Consider the following 22,638-nt stretch of genomic DNA (forward strand, 5'->3'; position numbering starts at 1 on the left):
ATAGAAAGCGGCTGTCTATCAGCCGCTTTTTTTATGTCGGCGTGCAGTCTGTTCTTCGATGAGAGCATCGGCCGCGGCCGCTAGATTGGCGTGGACCACCACGTGATCGTTGGCGTCGTATTTGTCGTTACTGCCCGGTTTGCCCGTGCGTACGAATATCGGCCTTGCGCCAGCGGATTGGGCCGCCTGCATATCTGTATCGCTATCGCCAATGAACGGCACGCCCTTTATCGAGACGCCGAACCGGCGCGCGATATCGTCGAGTAGGCCGGTGCCCGGTTTGCGACAGGCGCAGCCGTCGTCCGGGCCGTGCGGGCAGAAGAAGATCCCATCGAGCTGGGTTCCGATATCGGCCAGCATCCGGGTCATCTTGTCGTGGATAGCGAACAGCGTGTCGTAATCGAACAGGCCGCGTGCGAGCCCGGATTGGTTGCTCGCAACCGCGACCCGGAAACCCGCATGCTTGAGTTTCACGATGGCTTCGAGGCTGCCCGGTATCGGGCGCCATTCGGCCGGCGACTTGATGAAGTCGTCGCTGTCTTCGTTGATGACGCCGTCGCGATCGAGGATGACCAGTTTCATGCGGCCAGTCTGTTGTATGTCGATGGGGGCGTCCAGTCAGTCCAGCGATAGGCAGGCGATATCCGCAACTTCCCGGCATAGCCGGTCGAGCGTGCGGAGCAGCGCCAGGCGATTCCGACGGAGCTCATCGTCGTCGGCCATGACCATGACCTGATCGAAGAAAGCGTCGAGAGGCGCAGCGAGCGCGGCAAGGCCTGCGAGAGCAGAGGCCGGGTCCCAGTCACTCATGGCGCGCGTTACGGCCTCTTGCTGCGTACTCAGCGCGTCCGCAAGATCGCGTTCGGCACCCGACTCTGTTAACGCCCTGGCGAACGGCGCATCACCCACTTCGTCGGCATTCTTTCGGAGAATATTGCGAATGCGTTTGTGCGCGCTGCAGACAGTCTGTGCGGCGGCCTCGCGGCCAAACGCGTCGACGGCGATGATGCGACGTTCGAAGTCTAGAAGGTCGGTCAATTCGAGGTTCGCGACCGCTTCAAAGCGATCGGACCCGATGCCACGGTCGGCGTAGTAGCCGCGTAGACGTTCCATGTGGAACACCCAGAGCGCTTCGACGCTGTCTTCTGCAGCGCTTACCGGTTGCAGAGCGACGGCGTGAGTCAGTTCTGCCTTCAGGTCTACCGCCAAGCCACCTTCGATGATCGTCCTGAGTACCCCCAGCGCGGCACGACGCAGCGCGAACGGGTCCTTGTCGCCACTCGGACGTCGATTGATTGCGAAGATGCCGGCCAGCGTGTCCAAGCGGTCCGCCAGAGCCAGAGCCCGACCTGCGGGCGTCGATGCGATGGCGGCGCCGGCTCGTGCGGGAGCGTACTGCTCCGCGATCGCTTGAGCGACGGCTTCGGGCTCGCCGCCGTCCTTCGCATAGTAGTAGCCCATCAGACCCTGCAGATCTGGGAATTCGCCGACCATTTCCGTGAGCAGGTCGGCTTTGGCCAGGGTGGCGGCGCGCGCAACAATGGCGGCATCTGCCTCGGCCGCGGCGGCCAGTCTTTCGCTGAGGCTTGCTACACGTGTGCGCTTGTCGCCCAGCGAGCCCAGAGATTTCTGGAAGGTCACCCGGTTCAGACCATCGACTAGAGCCTCGAGTCCCTGCCGGCGGTCCTGATCCCAGAAGAACAGCGCATCGGCCAGTCGTGGGCGCACGACGCGTTCGTTGCCGGCGATCACCTGAGCGACGTCGCGGCTCTCTATATTGGCCACCGTGATGAAGCCTGCCATGAGCTGGCTGTCGGCAGACTCGATCGGGAAATAGCGCTGATGTTCCTGCAGCGTCGAGATCAGTACCTCTCGCGGCAACACGAGGAAACGCTCGTCGAAACTGCCTGCGATCGCGACTGGCCATTCGACCAGTGCTGCGACTTCCTCAACCAGTGCGTCGTCGATCAGCGCGCGGCCGCCGAACTGCTCGCCGGCGTCACGCACCTGTTGGTCGATGCGTTGCTTGCGGATATCGGGATCGGCAATCACCTGCCCCGGTTCGAGCAGCCGCGCCGAATAATCGTCAGCGTTGTCGAGCGCGATCGCCTCAGGGAAATGAAAACGATGGCCAAAGGTTTGGCGGTCGCTTTTCTCGCCGAATACCTCGAGCGGGACCACGCTCGCACCATGCAGCGCAACAAGCCAATGCACCGGCCGCACGAATGCGGCGTCTGTATCGCCCCAGCGCATGAGCTTCGGGATCGGAAGTGCGCGTAGCGCCTGGTCGACGACGCCTTGAAGCAGCGTATCGAGCGACTTGCCCGGCTCGGTTGCGCGATAGACCAGGCGTTCGCCCTTGTCGCTATCTTCGCGATCGAGTGCGTCGACCGTGGTGCCGAGCGAGCGCGCGAAGCCTTCTGCTGCCTTGGTTGCGTTGCCGTTGTCGTCAAAGGCGATGGCAACAGTCGGCCCGGCTTTCTCAACGGCCTCGGGTTCGGTCATGCCGGCGACGTCGGCGATCGATACCGCCAGCCGGCGCGGCGTGGCATAGCGCTCGGTCTTTCCGATGGCCAGGCCGGCTTCATGCAGACCGCGCGTTACACCGTTGGCGAACGCGTCCGCCAACGTGCGCATGGCTTTCGGCGGCAGTTCCTCGACGCCGATTTCGATCAGGAGCGTGGCGGTCATGCGACCTCGCTTTTTTTGAGCAGCGGAAAGCCAAGTGTTTCACGTGAAGCGTAGTAAGCCTGTGCGCAGGCGCGAGCGAGCGTGCGTACCCGCAGGATGTAGCCCTGGCGCTCGGTCACAGAGATCGCGTGTCGGGCATCCAGCATGTTGAAGGTATGCGAGCACTCGAGCATGCGTTCATAGGCAGGGAGTGCCAGTTCGGTTTCGATCAGGTTCTGGCATTCGGATTCGAGCACGTCGAAGCGCTGAAACAGTGCCGCCACGTCCGCATGTTCGAAGTTGTAGCGGGACTGCTCGACCTCGTTCTGATGGAACACGTCGCCGTAGTAGATGGTGCCCGCCGGCGACTTTGACCACACCAGGTCGTAGACGCTCTCCACATTCTGGATATACATCGCGATCCGCTCGAGCCCATAAGTGATCTCGCCGGACACCGGTTTGCAGTCAATGCCGCCTACCTGCTGGAAATAGGTGAACTGGGTGATTTCCATGCCATTAAGCCAGATCTCCCAGCCCAGTCCCCAGGCGCCAAGCGTGGGCGACTCCCAGTTGTCCTCGACAAAGCGCACATCGTGAATCGACATATCGAGGCCGAGGGCTTCCAGCGACTGCAGATAGAGCGACTGGATATTCTTCGGCGACGGCTTGAGCAGCACCTGGAACTGGTAATAGTGCTGCAGCCGGTTCGGGTTCTCGCCGTAACGGCCATCGGTAGGCCGACGAGACGGCTGCACATAGGCTGCGCGCCACGGCTCCGGGCCGATCGATCGTAGAAAGGTAGCGGGATGAAACGTCCCGGCGCCGACTGGCATATCCAGTGGCTGCACGATGGCGCACCCCTGTTCGGCCCAGAATTGCTGCAGCCGGAGAATGAGCTGTTGGAAATCCATGCGAACTGTCCTTGATTCGAGCGCGGAGTATAACGAAAACAGGCCGTTTTCATGCTGGCGCCGGCCTGCACCAGAACGGCGCAGTAAAATATGAATGCGCGTTATTGGTGCGTTGTTCGCACCGTCATGGCGCTTTTGGCGTCGACATGACCCGAAAACAGGCAAAGATGACGTGGCACGGAGAGTGCATTTATAGTGGTTCACCTCGTTGCCCTGCTGCAGACAGTTCAACCGGGTTCTATTTACAAGGAGTCATCAATGTCGAGTAGCGAAGTCCTCAAGCTCATCAAGGAAACAGAAGCGAAGTTTGTTGACTTCCGTTTCTGTGACACGCGCGGTAAGGAACATCACATGACCGTGCCGGCGCACTCGGTCGATGAAGAGGCCTTGGAAGAAGGCAAGATGTTCGACGGTTCGTCGATCGAAGGCTGGAAAGGCATCAACGATTCCGACATGGTGATGATGCCCGACGTCACCTCGGCTCTGCTCGACCCGTTCATGGAAGAGCCGACTGTCATCCTGCGCTGCGATGTGCTCGAGCCGAACACCATGATGGGCTACGAGCGCGATCCGCGGACCATCGCCAAGCGCGCCGAGGCTTATCTGTCATCGACCGGTATTGCCGATACCGCGCTCTTCGGCCCGGAAGCCGAGTTCTTCGTGTTCGATTCGGTCAACTGGCAGAACGACATGATGCGTACCGGATTCTCGATCGAATCCGAAGAAGCCGCGACCAGCAGCAGCGTCAAATACCCCGAAGGCAACATGGGTCATCGTCCGGGCGTGAAAGGCGGCTATGTGCCGGTTCCGCCGGTCGACTCGCATCACGACATGCGTTCCGCCATGTGCCTGGCCATGGAAGAAATGGGCCTGACCGTCGAAGTGCATCACCACGAAGTGGGCACTGCCGGCCAGGGCGAAATCGGCGTGCTGTTCAACACGCTGGTCAAGAAAGCCGATGAGTCGCTCGTCTACAAGTACTGCGTGGCCAACGTTGCGCACGCCTTCGGCAAGACCGCGACCTTCATGCCCAAGCCGCTCGTCGGCGACAACGGCTCGGGCATGCATGTGCACCAGTCGCTGTCCAAGGACGGCAAGAACATCTTCTCCGGTGAGGAGTACGGTGGCCTGTCCGAAGAAGCGCTGTTCTATATCGGCGGCATCATCAAGCACGCCAAGGCGATCAACGCGTTCGCGAACGCGTCGACCAACAGCTACAAGCGCCTGGTGAAGGGCTTCGAGGCGCCGGTGCTGCTGGCCTATTCGGCCCGTAACCGCTCCGCTTCGATCCGTATCCCCTGGGTTTCGAGCCCGAAGGCACGTCGTATCGAAGTCCGTTTCCCGGATCCGACCGCCAATCCGTACCTGGCCTTCGCGGTCATGCTGATGGCCGGCCTGGACGGCATCCAGAACAAGATCCATCCGGGCGAAGCCATGGACAAGGATCTCTATGACCTGCCGCCGGAAGAGGAAAAAGCGATTCCGACCGTGGCCCAGTCGCTGGAAGAAGCGCTGGAAGCACTGTCTGCCGATCGCGACTTCCTCAAGAAGGGCGACGTGTTCACCGACGATCTGATCGACGGCTATATCGAACTCAAGATGGAAGAAGTGCTGCGCATGAAGATGAGCACGCACCCGGCCGAGTTCGACATGTACTACTCCTGCTAGAGCGGGACTCCCGCTTCAGGGGAGGCCGGTATGCCGTGTCCGTCTGAGGGCGGACATGGCCGTCGGCCAGCAGGGCGCGCCCTTTCATCGGGTGCGCCCTTTTTTATGCGCGCGGCTCGCGCTAGATTGAGCCCATGAACAAGCTGCTCGTCTTTCTCGGCGTCGCACTCGCGGCAGGCACGGCCCAGGCCGACATCTACACCTGGGTCGATGCTCAGGGTGTTCGCCACTACAGCGACAGCGCGGCGCATGGCGGTGCCAAGCGCGCCAATCTGCCTGGGTTGCAGCAGGCCGATGGCAATCCCCGGGCGCTGGAGCAACTGCGTTCGGTATCGCGCGCGTACAGCACCGACAGCCCACAGAACGGCACCGACGCGCGTGCGCCGCAGATTCTGCGCCCCGAACCCGAAGAGACCTTTCGCGACGGCCAAGGCATCGTGCCGGTATCGGTGACGATCGGCGGCGCCGATGGCCTGCGATCCGGCGAGCAGATCACCTACTATCTCGACGGCAGCCCGATTCCCCAGTCGCCGACCGACCAGACCCAGCTGCAGTTGGGCAACGTGCCGCGCGGCGCGCATACGCTCAGTGCAGCGTTGATCTATCAGGGTCAGGAGATACGCCGTACCGCGCCGGTGACCTTCTACATGCAACCGCCCTCGGCGATTTCGCCGCTGAATGCGAACCAGGGCGGCGGCACGTCGAACAGCGAGACGCCCTCCGGAAGCGCAGCGGCGCCCCCCGCCGGCAACAGCGCCGGCGCACCGGCGGCCCCGCGTTTCAACACCACCACCAGCGCCGCAGGACAGCCGCCCAGCTAAAGCACTATAGTGGTGCAGAGCCACCGCGCCCCGGCGCGCCATGCCGGTACGCGGTACTGGCCCGAGTCTTGCTTCTGCAGCCATCATGAGTCCTCGCGACAGCATCGGCGTTCGCCCCGACACGATCCTCGATAATCTCAAGACAGCGGTCGTCTGTCTGGATGCCCGGTTGCGGGTGACCTATCTCAATACCGCCAGCGAAATGCTGTTCGGCGTGTCCGCACGCCATTGCGGTAGCGAGCCCTTCGATCGGGCGTTGCCGTATCTGGCTGATCATCGCCACAAACTCGAGTCCGCGCTTTACGAAGGCGCAGCGTTTACCGAGCGTGAGTTGCACTTGCGCGCCGGGGTGGGCGAACCGCTCACCGTGGATTGCACCGTGACCCCGTTCACGGACCGCAACGGCTGTTCGGCCCTGTTGCTCGAATTTCTGTCTCTGGATCGCCAGCTGCGTATCTCGCGTGACGACCAGATGCGGGTCCAGAATCTCGCCAATCGCGAGATGATTCGCGGTCTCGCGCACGAGATAAAGAACCCGTTGGGCGGTCTGCGTGGTGCGGCACAGTTGCTCGAGCGCGAGATCGACGACAACGGCCTGAAGGAATTCACCACCGTCATCATCCGCGAGGCGGATCGGCTGCAAAATCTCGTCGATGGCCTGCTGGGGCCGCGCCGGCCGCCGAACAAGCAGCCACTGAATATCCACGAGCCGCTCGAGCATGTCCGCGCGTTGATAAGTTCCGATCTACCCGAAGGGATAACGCTGCAACGCGACTTCGACCCGAGCATTCCGGACATAAAGGCCGATCGGGAACAGCTCATCCAGACCCTGTTCAATCTGGTTGGGAACGCGGTGACAGCTCTGGAGGGCAACGGCGACATTTTGTTGCGAACCCGTACGCAGCGCCTGTTCACGATCGGTGGCACCCAGCATCGGCTGGTCGCGCGTGTCGACGTGATCGACAACGGCCCGGGGATTCCGCGCGATCTGCTGCCGCGAATCTTTCATCCGATGGTCAGTTCGCGCGCCGAAGGCACCGGCATGGGCCTGCCGATCGCCCAGTACCTCATTCATCTGCACCACGGGCTCATCGAATGTGAAAGCCGTCCGGGGCAGACCGTATTCAGCGTCATTCTGCCTCTGGAGGCCGTCGATGACTAAAGCAATCGTTTTCGTTTGCAGGCGCGTTGCGCGCGCCCGTTTTCAGGCCGCTTCCGTGGGGGCGCAATGACTATGACCGCCACGCTGACGGCCTGGATTGTCGACGACGACGAATCCATTCGCTGGGTGCTCGAACGGGCGCTCAAGAGTGCCGACATCAACGTCAGAACCTTTCCCGGCGGCGCCGAGCTGCTCGATGCCATTGAGGACGAAGTCCCCGATGTGATGCTCACCGATATTCGCATGCCGGGTATCTCGGGCCTGGATCTGCTCGACCGGGTGCGGGCGGTGCAGCCGGAACTGCCGATCATCATCATGACCGCGCATTCCGATCTGGACAGCGCGGTTTCGGCCTATCGCGGCGGTGCTTTCGAATACCTGCCGAAACCGTTCGATCTGGACGAAGCGGTCGAACTGGTCACACGCGCCGCACGCCTGGCCCGCGAGAGCGAGCCGGAAAGCGAGGCCGCGCGCCCGAAGACGTCGATCATCATCGGCGAGGCGCCAGCGATGCAGGAAGTCTTTCGCGCCATTGGCCGGCTTTCCGCATCCAACATCACGGTATTGATCACAGGCGAGTCCGGTACGGGCAAGGAACTCGTCGCCCATGCGCTACACGAGCACAGTCCACGGGCCAGTCGACCGTTCATCGCCGTGAATACCGCGGCGATCCCGAAGGATCTGATGGAATCCGAGTTCTTCGGTCACGAGAAAGGCGCTTTTACCGGCGCTGCCGCACAACGGCGCGGGCGCTTCGAGCAGGCCCACGGTGGCACCCTGTTCCTCGACGAGATCGGGGATATGCCCGCCGATCTGCAGACCCGCCTGCTGCGTGTGCTGCAGGACGGCCAGTTCTATCGTGTCGGCGGGCATGCGCCGGTATCGGTGGACGTGCGCATTATCGCCGCGACCAATCAGGAGCTTGAGAACGAAGTCCGCAAGGGGCGCTTCCGCGAAGATCTGTTCCACCGGCTCAACGTGATCCGTCTGCGCGTGCCGCCGTTGCGCGAACGCCGCGAGGATATTCCGCTGCTGCTGGATTTCTTTCTTGGTCGCGCGGCCCAGGAACTCGATATGGAACTCAAGTCGTTGGGGCGCCCGGTCAGCGAGTTCCTCAGTGCGCTGGACTGGGCCGGCAACGTGCGCCAACTCGAGAACCTTTGCCGCTGGCTGACCGTGATGGCGCCGGGCCGTGAAGTGGTTTTCGAGGATCTCCCTCAGGAACTGCGGGATGGTCGGGTCATGCCGGCAGCGCCCAGCGCCACGCCGATGCCCGCGATGACCAGCCCGGCCGTCACCGGCGAGTCGGCCACCTCGGTCGCTGGCTCCGGCTGGGACGATCAGCTTGCGCACTGGGCACATGCCCGCTTGGCGGATGGCGCCGATCACCTGCTCGACGAAGCGATTCCGAGCCTGGAACGGGTGATGATCCGGGCCGCACTCGCGCGCACCGATGGCCATCGCCAGGAGGCCGCGCGTCTGCTCGGCTGGGGCCGGAACACGCTCACCCGCAAGATCAAGGAACTCGGCATGGAGGCCGAAACGGCCTGAACAGGCTTTGCCGGCTGCCCGGCAAGCAGGACAGGCTCAGTCGTTCGGGTGTCCGGCGCTTCGGGTTTCGCGGATACGCTGGGTGTTCGGCGGGCGCCCCGTGATCAGCCGATCACCGGTCCGCCGGGTGAAGTATTTCCATACCCATTGCAGCATGACCCGCAGACGTCGTTCGCTGCCGATCAATGCATAGATGTGGACCACGACCCACAGCAACCACGCGCTGAACCCGGCCACGGTGAAGCCCGGCAGGCTGCCTACGGCACGGTTGCGACCGATGACTGCCATGCTGCCCTGATCCTTGAACTTGAAGGCGGTCGTGCGCTTGTCTGCAGCACGCCGTTTGAGCAGCTTGGCCACAAACTCGCCTTGCTGAATCGCAGCGGGTGCCAGGCCGGGCACCTCTTTGCCGCGCCGATCGGTGACAGCGGCCAGATCGCCGATAACGAAGATCTCCGGATGGCTGGGCAGCGCCAAAGAGCCGTCGACCTTCAGCCGTCCACCGCGTTCGCGTTCCGCCCCGGTGCGTTCGGCGAGCACTTCGCCGAAAGCGGAGGCGCGCACGCCGGCGGCCCAAAGCACGGTACGCGAGGCCACGCGCTGCTCGTTCCCGTCCGGACCTTTCATCACCACGCCGTCTGCATCGATCGACGAGACGAGCGTGCTGGTGACGATTTCCACGCCCAGTTCGGCCAGCATGGCCTCGGCTTTTCGTGACAGCTTTTCGGGATACACCGGTAGCACGCGATCTGCCCCTTCGACCAGCAGGATACGGGCGTTCTGCGGATCGAACTTGCGGAAATCGTCGACCATGGTGCGATGCGCGAGCTCGGCGATCGCGCCGGCAAGCTCTACGCCGGTCGGCCCGGCGCCAACGATGACGAAGTTCAGCCACGGCGCGCGTTCGTTTTCGTCGCTGGTAAGCTCGGCGGTCTCGAACGCATAGAAGATCTTGCGGCGCATGCGCAGCGCGTGTTCCACGGTTTTGAGTCCGGGCGCGAATTCGCCCCACTGGTCGTTGCCGAAATAGGCATGCTTGACGCCGGTGGCGACGATTAGCGTGTCGTAGTCGAGCTCGCCGGCCTCGTGGTAGAGCACGCGGCGATCGGGGTCGACATCGTAGGCCGTGCTCATGAGCGTGCGCACGTTCTTCTTGTGGCGCAGCGTCACGCGGTGCGGTGTACAGACATCGCCCGTGGTGAGCATGCCGGCCGCGACCTGATAGAGCAGAGGCTGAAACGTATGGAAATTACGCTTGTCGAGCAGGGTCACATCGTAGCCGCTGCGGCCCAGCTTGCGTGCGGCGAACAGACCGCCGAAACCGCCACCCACAATCACGACGCGATGTCGTTTTTCTTGTTCTTGCATTGTGCTGACCTTGTCCCCGGGGGCCGTAGCTTAGCAGTTGGCTCGCGCTGTCGGCCCCTGTCCGTCGAGGCGTGCTCATGTGCCTGATTGCCTTCGCCTGGCAGGCCCATGCCGACCTCGATCTGGTGGTCGCGGCCAATCGCGACGAGTTTCATGCGCGGCCCACGCAACCGGCGCATTGGTGGAGCAACCCGGCCGGCGTATTTGGCGGCCGCGATCTGGAAGCCGGTGGCGCCTGGTGCGCAACAGACCGCTATGGCCGCTTTGCGGCAGTGACCAACGTGCGTGAACCGGCCAGCGCCACGCCGGCCCGCTCGCGTGGCCTGCTGGTGCGCGATTATTTCGCCGGGACTAATGACGCCCGCGCCTGGGCGGCACGTATGGCCGATGAAGGCCCGGCCTTCGGGCCGTTCAATCTGCTGGTCGGTGACTGCGACAGCCTATGGTTCGTGTCCAACCGCGGGCCGGTACGTCATATGGCGCTTCGCCCTGGCGTGCATGCCATTTCCAACGGCCACTGGGGTGACCATTGGCCCAAGACCGAACGGGCTCAGGCCCGTCTGCGTGACATGCTTGATGTGGATCGCTTCGACGACGCGGCCTTGCTGGAACTGCTAGCCGATACCGACACGGCGCCGGTAGCGGATTTGCCAGATACCGGTATCGGCAGCGCACGCGAACGTTTTCTATCGCCGCTGTTTATCCGCAGCGGGCTTTACGGCACCCGCGCGTCGACCGTCATCCGGCGCGATCGCAGCGGCGACACGCATTTTCACGAAAGCGGCTTTGATGCTGCCGCACAAACCACCCATCGTGTCGATGAAGATTGGCGTATCTCCAAGGAAGAAAGCCCATGACCGATTCGCAGCGCAGTGTCCGTGCCTACGGCAGCTGGCCGTCGCCGATCACGGCCGATCATGTGGCCGCAGCCGGGCGCAAGCTCACCGATATCCGTGTCGACCGCGCGGCCGAGGCGCCGGTGCTCTACTGGATCGAAAGCCGGCCGGACGAGGCGGGCCGCAATACGATCATGCGTCTCGACGACGATGGTGAAGCGCAATCTTTGCTGGACGCGCCGGCGAGCGCGCGCAGCGCGGTCCACGAATACGGCGGTGCGGCGTTCACCGTGCATGCCGGCACGGTCTGGTTCGTCAATGCCGCCGACCAGGCGATCTGGCGGCGAGCGCCCGACGGTGATCTTGCGGCGCTGACCGACACGGACGCGCCCGGCCAGTTTGCCGATCTGCAATTCGACGCGACCCACGATCGCCTGTTCGCCATCGCCGAAATACCGCGCGCGGACAACGAGCCACGGGCTACGGTCGAATGTATTGATGCCAAAGGCGAGCGTCTCGTAATCGCCAGCGGGCATGATTTTTATGCCAGCCCGCGCCTGTCGCCGGCCGGCGACCGATTGGTCTGGCTGGCCTGGAACCATCCCGATATGCCTTGGGATGCCACCGAACTCTGGCAGGCCGATGTCGCGGCCGATGGCAGCGTGGGCACGCCGTATCGGCTGTGGGCGCCGGACGATGCCTCGTTATTCGGTCCGTGTTTCGACGCACAGGGGCGTCTGCATACCGTCTGCGATGCGAACGACTGGTGGAATATCCACCGCGAGCGCGAAGACGCGGCCGGCTTCGAAGCACTTACACAGGAACGCGCCGAGTTCGGCGTGCCGCAATGGGTGTTTGGACAAAGTACCTATACGTTCACCGACGACGGTCGGTTGATTGCCATGGCCACCCGCGACGGTGTCTGGCAGCTCGGCGAAGTCGACCAGACCTCGGGCGCGTTCACGCCGTGGCCGCTGGCCCACGACTTCTACGAGCAGTTGCAGCCTTTCGGCGACGACATCGTCGTGATCGCAGCCGATGCACGCACGCCGAAACAGTTGATGGCCGCGTCTGCCGATGCTGTGCCACGAGTACTCCGCGCCACGGACGGCCTGCCGGCCGAAGCCGAACTGGCCGCGCCCGAGCCGGTGTCCTGGCCGACGGCCGATGGCGATACCGCCCACGGTCTGTTCTATGCGCCGGCGAGTGCCGCCTGTACCGGCCCGGCCGATGCCGCGCCGCCGCTGATTCTCAAGTGTCACGGCGGGCCCACCGGTGCCACGAGTACGGCGCTGGATGCCCGGATTCAGTACTGGACCTCGCGCGGCTATGCGCTGCTGGACGTGAACTATCGCGGCAGCACTGGCTACGGGCGTGCCTATCGCCAGAAGCTGACCGGCGCCTGGGGCGTCGCGGATGTCGCGGATTGTGTCCACGGCGCGCGTTTTCTTACCGACGCAGGCCGCGTGGACGGCGACCGCGTGCTCATATCCGGCAGCAGTGCGGGTGGTTATACGGTCCTCTGCGTGCTCACCTTTGCCGATACGGCCGCCGCGGGCGCGAGCTACTACGGTATCGGCGATCTGACGCGTCTGATGGCATCGACCCACAAGTTCGAGTCGCGTTATCTGCACCGTCTGATCGGCGACGCACCGGAGCGGCTGGTCGAACGCTCGCCTCTTTCTCATGCCGAGCGGCTCAACTGCCCGGTACTGTTCCTGCAGGGACTCAAGGACAAGGTGGTGCCGCCGGATCAGGCCGAGACCATGGCCGCTGCGTTGCGCGAGCGCGGCGTGCCGGTTGCTTATGTGACTTTTGCGCAGGAGCGCCACGGCTTTCGCGATGCCGACAATATCCGTACCGCGATCGAGTCCGAGCGGGCTTTCTATACCCGTGTTCTCGGTATTCCCGATGTTGAGGATACGATTGCGCTGACGATCGATAACTTCGAGGAACCCCGCCAAGGAAGGTCTTGAGCTCATCCGAACCGAGGCGCCTGGCGTAAGCACAAACCAGGATTCGCCGCGCGCGTGTTGCGAGCGTATCCGCGGTTTGGGGTAACCTAGATTCGCGCACCCGGCGGCGTTCGCGGCCATGGGTCTGATTTTTGGGGGTTTGTTGCCGCGACGGCGACAGGCACAACAACCGCTTGGGTACTTCGGGCAACGTGATCGAGCGCTATCAAAAGATTCTGAAACGGCGACACCTGCCGCTGTTTATCGTCATCGCGCTTGCGGGAGCGCTGGTACGCCCGGCGGTGGCGGATGTCGTCAACGTCAATGTCGACGGCATCGAGGATCCGCTGCTGTCGAACGTGCGCAAGTCGCTGTCGGTCGCCGGTTCGCATGAAGCGCCCTGGTCGGCCGGCCAGATCCGCCGGCTCTATCGTCTGGCGCCGAACGAGATCAAGAAAGCGCTCGCGCCCTACGGTTACTACAACCCGGTCATCGAGCAGAACCTGGTCGAGCCGAAAGGCGAAAGCGATACCTGGCAGGCCACGTTCCGTATCAAGCGCGGACCCAGGACCAAGGTCACCGCGCTCAATCTTGCGGTGACCGGGCCGGGCGACGAACTGCCCGAGATTCGGGAAGCGTTGCGTACAAGCCAGCTGGCCGAGGGCAAGCGCCTGATCCATGCCCAGTACACCGCGACCAAGAACGCGCTCTATACCGCGGCCTATCAGGCCGGCTATCTCGACGCGCGCTTCGACAAGTCCGCGATCCGCGTACGCCCGGAAGACAATGCCGCGCAGATCGATCTGGTGCTGGATACCGGCGAGCGCTACTACTTCGGCGATGTCACTTTCGACCAGGACGTGCTCAACGACGATTTCGTGCGCCGCTTCGTACCGTTCTCGCCCGGCGAGCCATTCGATGCCGAGCGCCTGGTCGATCTGCAGCTGATCCTGTCGGACACCGATTACTTCAACAAGATCGCGATCCAGGCCGAACGCGGCCAAGCCACCCGCGAAGCGCCGATCGACGACTGGCTGTTCGATATTCTCTATCCGCCGGAAGATCCGCTGATCAGCATCGGCCGGCTGCAGGTGCCGGTCGGCGTGACCGCCGAGCCCAGCAAGCCGCAGAGCTACGAGCTCTCCGGTGGTTTCGGTACCGATACCGGCCCGCGCGTAGGTGTGGGCGTGAAGTTCCGGCACCTGAACAAGCGCGGCCATCAGTTCCGCAGCGATCTACGCCTGTCGACCGTGAAGCAGGCGCTGCAGGCGTCCTACGATATTCCGATCGAGAACGTCGCCGAGGACAAGCTCAGCTTCACGGCCAAGGTCGCGAACGAGGAGTTCGGCGATATCACGTCGCTCGTCTACGGGGTCGGCGCAGTTCGGGATACGGGGTGGTCGCTGGGCCGCAAGCGCGCCTATATCAATCTCGAGCGCGAAACCTACGATCTGGGCGACGACTTCGGCGATCGCACGTCCACGCTGTTCTACCCCGGCTATACCATCACGCTGCAGAAGGCCGACGACCTGCTCAACACCCGCAAGGGCGTGAGTGCGTCGCTGGACGTGCACGGCGGCAGCGAGGCGTTGGCCTCGAGTGTGGATTTTCTGCAGGCCACGGTGAGTGGCAATGTCGTGCTCCCGCTGACGTCGAAATCGCGCTTGCTGCTGCGTAGCCAACTGGGCGCCACCGAAGTCGACGACTTCGACCAGTTGCCGCCTTCGCAGCGGTTCTTCACCGGTGGTGATCGCACCGTGCGGGGTTACGGCTACCAGCAGATCAGCCCCGAAAACGAGGACGGCGACAACATCGGTGGCCAGTATCTGGCGGTCGGCAGTATCGAGGCGGACTACAAGGTCTACGGCGACTACGGCGTGGCTGCCTTCTTCGATGTCGGCGATGCCTCGAACACCACCAGCTTTGATCTCAAGCGCGGCGTGGGCATCGGTTTTCGCTGGGCCTCGCCCGTTGGCCAGATCCGGCTCGATCTTGCCCACCCGCTGGATGACCCCGACAGCGATTTCCGTATCCACTTCAGCCTCGGCCCGGACCTGTGAGCGACGACGAAAACGACAAGCCCGCGAACCAGCCGACACCCGAAGACGGGCCGGCTGCGCAGAAGTCTGCGACGAAAAAGAAAACGCCCAAGCGTGGCCGTTCGCGCGTCTGGCGCGTCGTCAAATGGACGCTGCTGATTCTGTTGCTGCTGATCGTGGTGATCGTCGGGCTGGTCGCCTGGGTAGCCACTACGCGTAGCGGCCTCGATTTCGCCTGGGGCCAGATCGGTCCGCGTCTGCCGGAAGGCATCGAAATTGCCAGCGTCGAGGGTCGACTGATCGGCCCGCTCGAAGTACGCGGCGTGAAATACGAAACCGACACGATGAAGGTCGCGGTGAACGCCGTGGACTTCGATTGGACCGCCAGCGAGCTGCTGTCCACGACCGTGCATATCCGCAATCTCGCCGTGCGCGGCGTGGATTATGAAGTCACGAAGATTGTCGACACGCCCGAGCCCGAACCGGAAGAACCGGCCGAGCCGTTCAGCCTGCCGGATGCCATCGACCTGCCGGTGACGGTACAGATCGACAACGTTGCGCTCGATGATATTTCTGCGATCACCGCCCCCGACGCCGAGCCGTTCGAGGTCGATTCGGTGCGGCTCGCCAACGCGCGGCTCGATGGCGAGCAGTGGCGGATCGAATCGCTAACCGGCCACGGGCCGATGTTCGATATCGATGCCCAGGCTGATCTCAACCCGCGTGGCGGCTATGCCACGAATCTAAGCCTCAATGCCGCACTGCGCCTGCCGGACCTGGCGCCGATCGAGGCGGACGCCGAGATCAAGGGCGACCTGGCCGATCTCGGCCTGAGCGCGACCGTTGCTGCGCCCTACAACGTGAACCTCGATGCCCGGCTGACCGACGCGCTGGAGCAGCCGGCCGTCGATGCCACGCTCAAGCTGGACGACACGCGTCTGCCGGCGATTCGCGAGGATCTGCCGAAAGCCGGTTTCACGGCCACCATCGGCGCCAAGGGCCCGCTCAATGATCTGGGCGTGAATCTCGATGTGGACGCCGACAGCGCCGACTTTGGCCGCGCCGCCCTCACGGCCGCACTGCGCTATACCGGCGAAGCGGTTGCGATCGAGCGCCTGAATCTGTCCAGCCCGGATATGCCCGGCACGCTGAATGCCGAAGGCCAGGTTGCGCTGGCCGAAGGCAATGCGATGGATCTGTCGGTGGACTGGGCTGATCTGCAGTGGCCGCTGGCCGGCGCGCCGGCCTATCGCTCGCAGAACGGCACGGTTCGCCTGACCGGCGAGATGACCGATTACGATCTGGACACCGATCTGGCCTGGCAGGTGGTCGGCCAGACCGCCGGCAAGCTGGCGCTTGCCGGCAGCGGCAGCATGGAAGCCTTCGAACTCGCCAAGCTGAACGTCACCGGCGGGCCGGGCGATATCAGCGGCAACGCCTCGGTGCGCTGGGCGCCGGCGCTGGACGTGACCGCGCATCTGGAAGGCAAGGGCATCAACCCGGGCGCGGTTGTGGCCGACGTACCGGGCGATTTTAATCTCGTGGCCGACGTGCGCGCCAAGCAGGACGGTGAGCAGATCGTCGCCAATATCGACAAGCTCACCGCGCGGGGCAGCCTGCGTGGCCAACCCCTGCGGCTCGACGCCAAGGCCCAGTACCTCGGCGACCACGTACTTGTGGACAACTTCGATCTCGTCTCGGGCGCGACCAACGCCAAGATCAGTGGCCGCTTCGGCTGGACGCCCGATGCTGCGCTCGACGGCCGCTGGACGATCGATTCGAGCGATCTGTCCACGGCGTGGCCGACGCTGGCCGGCACGATCCAGAGTGAAGGCACGGTGAAAGGCCGGGTCGCCGCGCCCAATGTCGACGCGACCCTCGCCGCCCGCAATATCGCGGTGGACGAAAACCGCGTGGCCAGCGCCGACCTCGATGCCAAGGTCGACTGGTCCGGCAACAGCCAGTCGAAGGTGGCCCTCGATATCGCCGGTGTCGATGCCGGCGGCCAGGCGATCGACAGCGTGGCGCTGCGCATGAACGGCACGCCGGGCGCGCATTCGATCACCGCGAACGTCGACAGCGAGATCGCCCAGGCCGATCTCGGCCTGGACGGCGCGCTGAACAAGAACACGATGAACTGGCGTTACACCCTCAACCAGCTGACGGCCGGCTACGGCGAACTTGCGCCCTGGACGTTGGCCTCGCCGGCGTCGGGCGCGGTTTCGGCCAGTGCCCAGTCGATCCAGGACGCTTGTCTGACCTCGGGCGACGCACGCGTTTGTCTACGCGGTTCGCACGACGCGAACGCCAGCGTGGCGCATGTCGAACTGTCCGATTTCGCCTACGACTACGCGCAGATCTATTTCCCTGAAGGTCTGGATATCCAGGGCGCGGTCTCCGGTGTGATCGATGCCCGCCTGCCGGCCGGCGGCGATCCCGATGTGGACGCACAGCTCAATACCAGCGCCGGCAGCGTGTCCATGACTCAGCCCGACGAAAGCGTGGTGCGCATCGTCGATATGGAACCGGGCACGATCCGCCTGCGCATGCAGCGCTCCGCGCTGGACGCTGCCGTGAACCTGCCGTTGGCCGAAACGGGCGGCATCAGCATGGATGTGGCGGTAGCGCCCGGTGCCACCCCGCTGACCGAACGCGCGCTCAGCGGCTCGGTCAATCTGGATATCGAGCGCCTGTCGGTGCTCGAGAAACTCTCCCCCGAGGTGGACGAGTTCAGCGGCCAGATCGCCGGTCAGCTCGATCTCGGCGGCACGCTCGCGCGGCCGTCCGTGCTCGGCGATATCGCGCTCACTGCGTCACGCGTGGTGCTGGTTACGCCGGGGCTGGTGCTCTCCGATCTGCGTCTGGCGGCGACCGGGCGTGGCGACGCCATTGATATCGACGCCACGGCCAAATCCGGCGGCGGCACGCTCAACGCGAATGGCGCCATTGCCTTGAACGACGACGGCCAGGACGTGGACCTGACCATCCAGGGCGAGCGCTTCCAGGTTGTTAACATTCCGGATGCCAAGGCCTATGTCAGCCCTGACCTGAAAGTGGCAGTCACGCCCAGCCGGGTCGACGTGACCGGCAGCGTGACCGTGCCCGAGGCCTCGATCACACCCCGCGATCTGCCGGCGGCGGGTGTGGATACGGTATCGGGTGACCAGGTCATCGTCACCGGCGAGGAAGACAACGCGGCCGTGGAAGCGGCCAGTCGGGCTATTCACGCCGATGTCCGGGTGGTGCTGGGCGACAAGGTCCGCATCGAGGGATTTGGCCTCAAGGCCAATCTCACCGGCGACCTGCGGGTGGTCCAGCAGCCGGGCGACGTGACCACCGGCACCGGCGAGATCCAGATCGTGGACGGGTCGTACAAGGCTTACGGCCAGAACCTGGATATTCAGGAGGGCCGGATCCTGTTCGCGGGCGGGCCGGTGAGCGAACCGGGCCTGGACATGCGCGCCGCGCGCTACCCGGCCGAGGACATCACCGTGGGTGTGGAAGTGCGCGGCAGCGTGCGCAGCCCGCGCCTGACGCTGTTCTCCGAGCCGGGCATGAGCCAGTCCGAACAGCTGTCGTGGCTGCTGCTGGGCCGGCCGCTCGACGGCGCCAACAGCCAGCAGTCGAGTCTCGTCGCCCGTGCCGCTTTGGCACTGGGTAACAGCCGCGCCAACCAGACCCTGCAGAACGTGGGTGATCGCCTCGGTGTGGACGATATCGGCATCGGCAGCGGCGCTGGCGAGAGCAGCGACGAGGCCGCATTCACGGTCGGCAAGTACCTGTCGCCCAAGCTCTATGTGAGCTACGGCATCGGCCTGTTCAACCCGGTGTCGACCTTGTCCCTGCGCTATACGCTGAGTTCACGCTGGCGGCTGGAGACTCAGTCCAGCGGCGTGGCCACCGGCGGCGACCTGATCTACTCCATCGATCGCTAGCGAGCTGTTCGTGTCGGCCCGTTCGGGCCGGCACGGTTAGGACGTAGTGTTCCGCCGCATGCGGTAGTAACCGAAGGCGATGGCACCGCCGACGAGCACGACCGCGACCAGCACCTTCTCGATTTCCTGGATGTGATTGAGCGCGACGTCGACCGCGCCTGCCAGATGCACGCCGACGAAGGTAATGGTGCCGACCCAGATCAGCGTGCCGAGGGTTGCGAAACAGAAGAAGCGCAGCGGCGAGATACCCAGCGAGCCGAGCAGGAACGGCGTGACGTAGCGCAGGCCGTAGAGAAAACGAAAGCCGATCATCACCGGCGCGCCGTGGCGTTCCAGCAGGCGTTCGACCCGGGCGATCTTGGGTTGCCAGCCTGGGCGTCGATCCAGCGCCGGCCGGCCCATGCGGCGGCCGATATGGAAACAGACGTTGTCGCCGATGATCGTGCCGACGACGGCAGCGATCACCACGGCTTCCAGCGGGAACATGCCGCGATGCACGGCGAACACGCCGAGCAGGATGGCGGTTTCGCCTTCCAGCAGGCAGCCGATCGCAACCGCGATCGCGCCGTAGTCGCTCATCAAGCCCTGCAGCGTTTCAATCATGCCGGCAGGCGTTCGGTCAGCCAGCGGCCGATGGTCGCGATCTGCGGCATGCAGACCTGGTGCTGCATCGGATACTCGTGCCAGCCGACGTCATAGCCCGCTTCGAGCATGTGGTCACGGCTGGCCTCGCCAAGCTGCATCGGCACCACCGGGTCCTGGCTGCCGTGGGCCTGGAGAATGGACACGCCGCGATTGGCTTCGCTGGCTTCGGCCGGCAACGTCTCGGCCAGCGGCAGATAGGTCGACAGGGCCATGAGGCCGGCCAGCGGGCTGGCATGGCGCAGTCCCGCATGCAGGGCAATGGCGCCGCCCTGGGAGAAACCGGCGAGCACGATGCGCTCCGGGGCGATGCCGCGCTCGCCCTCGCGGGCGATCAGCTGCTCGATCTCGTCGGCGCTGGCGCGGATGCCCTCGGCGTCCTGCTTGTCGGCGATCGCCATGCCCTTGATGTCGTACCAGGCGCGCATGGGCATGCCGTTGTTGATCGTCACCGGGCGTACCGGCGCGTTCGGAAACACGAAGCGTACGCCGTGGTCGGCGCCCAGGCCGAGTTCGTCCACGATCGGCACGAAGTCGTTGCCGTCGGCGCCCAGGCCGTGCAGCCAGATCACGCTGGCGGTGGCGGGACCGTTCGGTTCGATTTCGATACAGTCGAGCATTCGCACAGGGTCCATGGAAATTCAGATGCGGAAGTCTGGACAGCGAACGTTGCCAGCGCAAGGAATTCTTTGGTTGCGTATAAGCCAGATCAATGCGCTAGACTCGAAACCCTGTAGATTACCGACATAAATGAACAGTCGACTAGTTGAATAACGAGGAGAAGCCATGAAAAGCCGTGCTGCAGTAGCCTGGGAAGCGGGCAAGCCGCTCACCCTGGAAGAGATCGATGTGGCGCCGCCGAAGGCCGGTGAAGTGCTGGTGCGTATCGTTGCCACCGGTGTCTGTCATACCGATGCCTTCACCCTGTCCGGCGCGGATCCGGAAGGCTTTTTCCCGCGCGTGCTCGGCCATGAAGGCGGCGGCGTGGTCGAAGAAGTCGGCGAAGGCGTGACCAGCGTGTCACCGGGCGATCACGTGATCCCGCTCTATACGGCGGAATGCGGCGAGTGCAAGTTCTGCAAGTCCGGCAAGACCAACCTCTGCGGCGCCGTGCGTGACACGCAAGGCCAGGGCCTGATGCCCGATGGCACCACCCGCTTCACCAAGGACGGCACCGAGCTCTACCACTACATGGGTACCTCGACGTTCTCCGAGTACACCGTCGTGCCGGAAGTGTCGTTGGCCAAGGTGAGCAAGGAAGCGCCGTTGGACAAGGTCTGCCTGCTGGGTTGCGGCATCACCACCGGCATCGGCGCGGTGTTCAATACCGCGAAGGTCGAGGAAGGCTCCACCGTGGCCGTGTTCGGTCTCGGCGCTATCGGCTTGGCCGTGATCCAGGGCGCGCGCATGGCCAACTGCAGCCGCATCATCGCCATCGACATCAATCCGTCGAAGTTTGAGTTCGCCAAGCAGCTGGGGGCGACCGAGTGCGTGAACCCGAAGGACTACGACGATCCGATCCAGCAGGTCATCGTCGAGCTGACCAGCGGCGGCGTCGACTACTCCTTCGAGTGCATCGGCAACGTGAACATCATGCGCAGCGCGCTCGAGTGCTGCCACAAGGGCTGGGGCGAATCGACCATCATCGGCGTAGCCGGTGCCGGCGAAGAGATCTCCACCCGGCCGTTCCAGCTGGTCACCGGTCGCGTCTGGCGTGGTTCCGCCTTTGGCGGCGTGAAGGGCCGCACCCAGCTGCCCGGCTATGTCGAGCGTTACATGAACGGCGAGATCAATATCGACGATTTCGTCACCCACGATCTGCCGTTCGAGAAGATCAACGAAGCGTTCGATCTCCTGCATGAAGGCAAGGCCATTCGTTCGGTCCTGCACTTCTAGACGCCACAGACGATCGTCATAGCGCCGTGGTGTCGAGACCCGACATCGCGGCGTTTTTTTACGACCCGATCCGAAGAGAGCCGACCCATGGAAAAGATTGACGAACACCGGGCATTCGGCGGCGTGCAACGCCGCTATACCCACGCCTCGAGCACCTGCAACTGCGACATGACGTTCGCGGTCTATCTGCCGCCGCTTGCCGATACCCGGCGTGTGCCGGTGGTGTACTGGCTCTCGGGTCTGACCTGTACCGACGAGAACTTCGTCAACAAGGCCGGCGCGCAGCGCGTGGCCGCAGAACTGGGCATTGCCATCGTCGCGCCTGACACCAGTCCGCGCGGCGAAGATGTCGCCGACGAGGACAGCTTCGACATGGGCAAGGGCGCGGGCTTCTATGTCAACGCCACCGAAGCGCCCTGGGCGAAGCATTATCAGATGTACGACTACGTGGTCAGCGAATTGCCGGCCCTGCTGGCTGACGAGCTGGGCACTACACTGGACCTGTCGCGTGAAGCCATCTTCGGCCACTCCATGGGCGGCCATGGCGCGCTTGTGATCGGCCTGCGCAATATCGATCGCTTTGCCGCGATTTCGGCGTTCTCGCCGATCTGTGCGCCGACCGAGGTGCCGTGGGGCCACAAGGCGTTTCCCAAATATATCGGCGACGACAAGCAGGCATGGCAGCAGTACGACGCCACCTATCTGCTCTCCAATGCCGACAACGCCCAAGCGCTGCCGCCCATTCGTGTCGAGCAGGGTTTGGCAGACAACTTCCTCGACGAGCAGCTGCACCCGCATCGGCTGGAAGAAGCCGCCGATCAAGTCGGCGCCGATGTCACGGTCCATCGCCGTGAAGGCTATGACCACAGCTACTTCTTCATCGCCAGCTTCATGGAAGATCATCTACGCTTTCTGGCCAAGCATCTGGGCGTCTGACGGACTGCTAGACTAGGCGTTCAATCCACGGTTGCGAACGACAATGAAGGCGTTTTCCAGCGCGCTGTTCCTGGCGCTGTTCTCGGTACTCCTGCTGGCCGGCTGTGGTCAGAAAGGGCCGTTGTATCTGCCGGGCAATGCGCCCGAATCGCAGACCGACGGGCCGTTCGGTCTGGATGAAGACCAGAACGACGAGCAGTCCAGCACGCCGGACCAGGCGGCCGACGAAGACAGCAACGCGCAGTAAC

17 protein-coding genes are annotated in these 22,638 nt (G+C 63.8%); 11 read left to right on the forward strand and 6 right to left on the reverse strand.

From position 1 onward, the window contains the following. Nucleotides 1-18: 18 nt before the first annotated feature. The 3 genes from gmhB to glyQ are packed head-to-tail and all read right to left on the reverse strand — an operon-like array spanning nucleotide 19 to nucleotide 3,581. Nucleotides 19-582, reverse strand: a complete 564-nt coding sequence (gene gmhB, locus SADO_RS08440) for a D-glycero-beta-D-manno-heptose 1,7-bisphosphate 7-phosphatase (RefSeq protein WP_353110736.1) — start codon at nucleotides 580-582, stop codon at nucleotides 19-21. Nucleotides 583-618: 36 nt separating this feature from the next. After that, nucleotides 619-2,691, reverse strand: coding sequence for a glycine--tRNA ligase subunit beta (gene glyS, locus SADO_RS08445; RefSeq protein WP_353110737.1), 2,073 nt, complete (start codon nucleotides 2,689-2,691; stop codon nucleotides 619-621). Then, nucleotides 2,688-3,581, reverse strand: coding sequence for a glycine--tRNA ligase subunit alpha (gene glyQ, locus SADO_RS08450; RefSeq protein WP_353110738.1), 894 nt, complete (start codon nucleotides 3,579-3,581; stop codon nucleotides 2,688-2,690). The genes glyS and glyQ overlap by 4 nt, the downstream gene beginning before the upstream one ends. 258 nt (nucleotides 3,582-3,839) lie before the next feature. Between glyQ and glnA the strand changes: the two genes are divergently transcribed. The 4 genes from glnA (at nucleotide 3,840) to glnG (ending at nucleotide 8,783) form a co-directional block, all read left to right on the forward strand. Then, nucleotides 3,840-5,249 (forward strand): glutamate--ammonia ligase, encoded by a 1,410-nt coding sequence (gene glnA / locus SADO_RS08455; protein WP_353110739.1) that lies wholly within the window; start codon nucleotides 3,840-3,842, stop codon nucleotides 5,247-5,249. Nucleotides 5,250-5,383: 134 nt separating this feature from the next. Further along, nucleotides 5,384-6,070: a DUF4124 domain-containing protein gene (locus SADO_RS08460; protein WP_353110740.1), complete on the forward strand. Its 687-nt coding sequence runs from the start codon at nucleotides 5,384-5,386 to the stop codon at nucleotides 6,068-6,070. A gap of 85 nt (nucleotides 6,071-6,155) precedes the next feature. Next, complete coding sequence (gene glnL, locus SADO_RS08465) at nucleotides 6,156-7,232, forward strand: nitrogen regulation protein NR(II) (RefSeq protein ID WP_353110741.1); 1,077 nt, start codon at nucleotides 6,156-6,158, stop codon at nucleotides 7,230-7,232. A gap of 72 nt (nucleotides 7,233-7,304) precedes the next feature. Continuing rightward, nucleotides 7,305-8,783 carry a nitrogen regulation protein NR(I) gene (glnG, locus tag SADO_RS08470; RefSeq protein ID WP_353110742.1) on the forward strand — a complete coding sequence of 493 codons (1,479 nt, stop codon included), beginning with the start codon at nucleotides 7,305-7,307 and terminating at the stop codon, nucleotides 8,781-8,783. Nucleotides 8,784-8,819: 36 nt separating this feature from the next. Here the strand turns inward: glnG and SADO_RS08475 are convergent, their stop codons facing one another. Then, nucleotides 8,820-10,151: an NAD(P)/FAD-dependent oxidoreductase gene (locus tag SADO_RS08475; protein WP_353110743.1), complete on the reverse strand. Its 1,332-nt coding sequence runs from the start codon at nucleotides 10,149-10,151 to the stop codon at nucleotides 8,820-8,822. A 77-nt stretch (nucleotides 10,152-10,228) separates the two neighbouring features. Here SADO_RS08475 and SADO_RS08480 point away from each other — a divergent pair, with 77 nt between their 5' ends. The 4 genes from SADO_RS08480 to SADO_RS08495 all read left to right on the forward strand — a co-directional run bounded on the left by SADO_RS08480 (nucleotide 10,229) and on the right by SADO_RS08495 (nucleotide 18,916). Continuing rightward, nucleotides 10,229-11,008: an NRDE family protein gene (locus SADO_RS08480; RefSeq protein ID WP_353110744.1), complete on the forward strand. Its 780-nt coding sequence runs from the start codon at nucleotides 10,229-10,231 to the stop codon at nucleotides 11,006-11,008. Then, nucleotides 11,005-12,963 (forward strand): alpha/beta hydrolase family protein, encoded by a 1,959-nt coding sequence (locus SADO_RS08485; protein ID WP_353110745.1) that lies wholly within the window; start codon nucleotides 11,005-11,007, stop codon nucleotides 12,961-12,963. The genes SADO_RS08480 and SADO_RS08485 overlap by 4 nt, the downstream gene beginning before the upstream one ends. Before the next feature lie 173 nt (nucleotides 12,964-13,136). Continuing rightward, nucleotides 13,137-15,002: an autotransporter assembly complex protein TamA gene (locus SADO_RS08490; protein WP_353110746.1), complete on the forward strand. Its 1,866-nt coding sequence runs from the start codon at nucleotides 13,137-13,139 to the stop codon at nucleotides 15,000-15,002. Next, entirely contained in the window at nucleotides 14,999-18,916 is a 3,918-nt protein-coding gene (locus tag SADO_RS08495) for a translocation/assembly module TamB domain-containing protein (protein ID WP_353110747.1), read from the forward strand. Before SADO_RS08490 ends, SADO_RS08495 begins: the two co-directional genes overlap by 4 nt. 36 nt (nucleotides 18,917-18,952) lie before the next feature. On the opposite strand, the gene SADO_RS08500 is transcribed toward SADO_RS08495, so the two are convergent. Next, nucleotides 18,953-19,519 (reverse strand): DedA family protein, encoded by a 567-nt coding sequence (locus SADO_RS08500; RefSeq protein ID WP_353110748.1) that lies wholly within the window; start codon nucleotides 19,517-19,519, stop codon nucleotides 18,953-18,955. Continuing rightward, nucleotides 19,516-20,178, reverse strand: a complete 663-nt coding sequence (locus SADO_RS08505) for an alpha/beta hydrolase (RefSeq protein ID WP_353110749.1) — start codon at nucleotides 20,176-20,178, stop codon at nucleotides 19,516-19,518. The genes SADO_RS08500 and SADO_RS08505 overlap by 4 nt, the downstream gene beginning before the upstream one ends. A gap of 166 nt (nucleotides 20,179-20,344) precedes the next feature. On the opposite strand from SADO_RS08505, the gene SADO_RS08510 reads away from it, so the two are divergent. The 3 genes from SADO_RS08510 (at nucleotide 20,345) to lptM (ending at nucleotide 22,637) form a co-directional block, all read left to right on the forward strand. Further along, nucleotides 20,345-21,454 carry an S-(hydroxymethyl)glutathione dehydrogenase/class III alcohol dehydrogenase gene (locus tag SADO_RS08510; protein WP_353110750.1) on the forward strand — a complete coding sequence of 370 codons (1,110 nt, stop codon included), beginning with the start codon at nucleotides 20,345-20,347 and terminating at the stop codon, nucleotides 21,452-21,454. A gap of 87 nt (nucleotides 21,455-21,541) precedes the next feature. Beyond that, nucleotides 21,542-22,390, forward strand: coding sequence for an S-formylglutathione hydrolase (fghA, locus tag SADO_RS08515; RefSeq protein WP_353110751.1), 849 nt, complete (start codon nucleotides 21,542-21,544; stop codon nucleotides 22,388-22,390). A gap of 43 nt (nucleotides 22,391-22,433) precedes the next feature. Then, nucleotides 22,434-22,637: an LPS translocon maturation chaperone LptM gene (lptM, locus tag SADO_RS08520; protein ID WP_353110752.1), complete on the forward strand. Its 204-nt coding sequence runs from the start codon at nucleotides 22,434-22,436 to the stop codon at nucleotides 22,635-22,637. The last annotated feature ends 1 nt before the right edge of the window (nucleotide 22,638 follow it).

Origin of the sequence: Salinisphaera dokdonensis CL-ES53 (assembly GCF_040361215.1) — a bacterium.
Classification (GTDB): Bacteria; Pseudomonadota; Gammaproteobacteria; order Nevskiales; family Salinisphaeraceae; genus Salinisphaera; species Salinisphaera dokdonensis.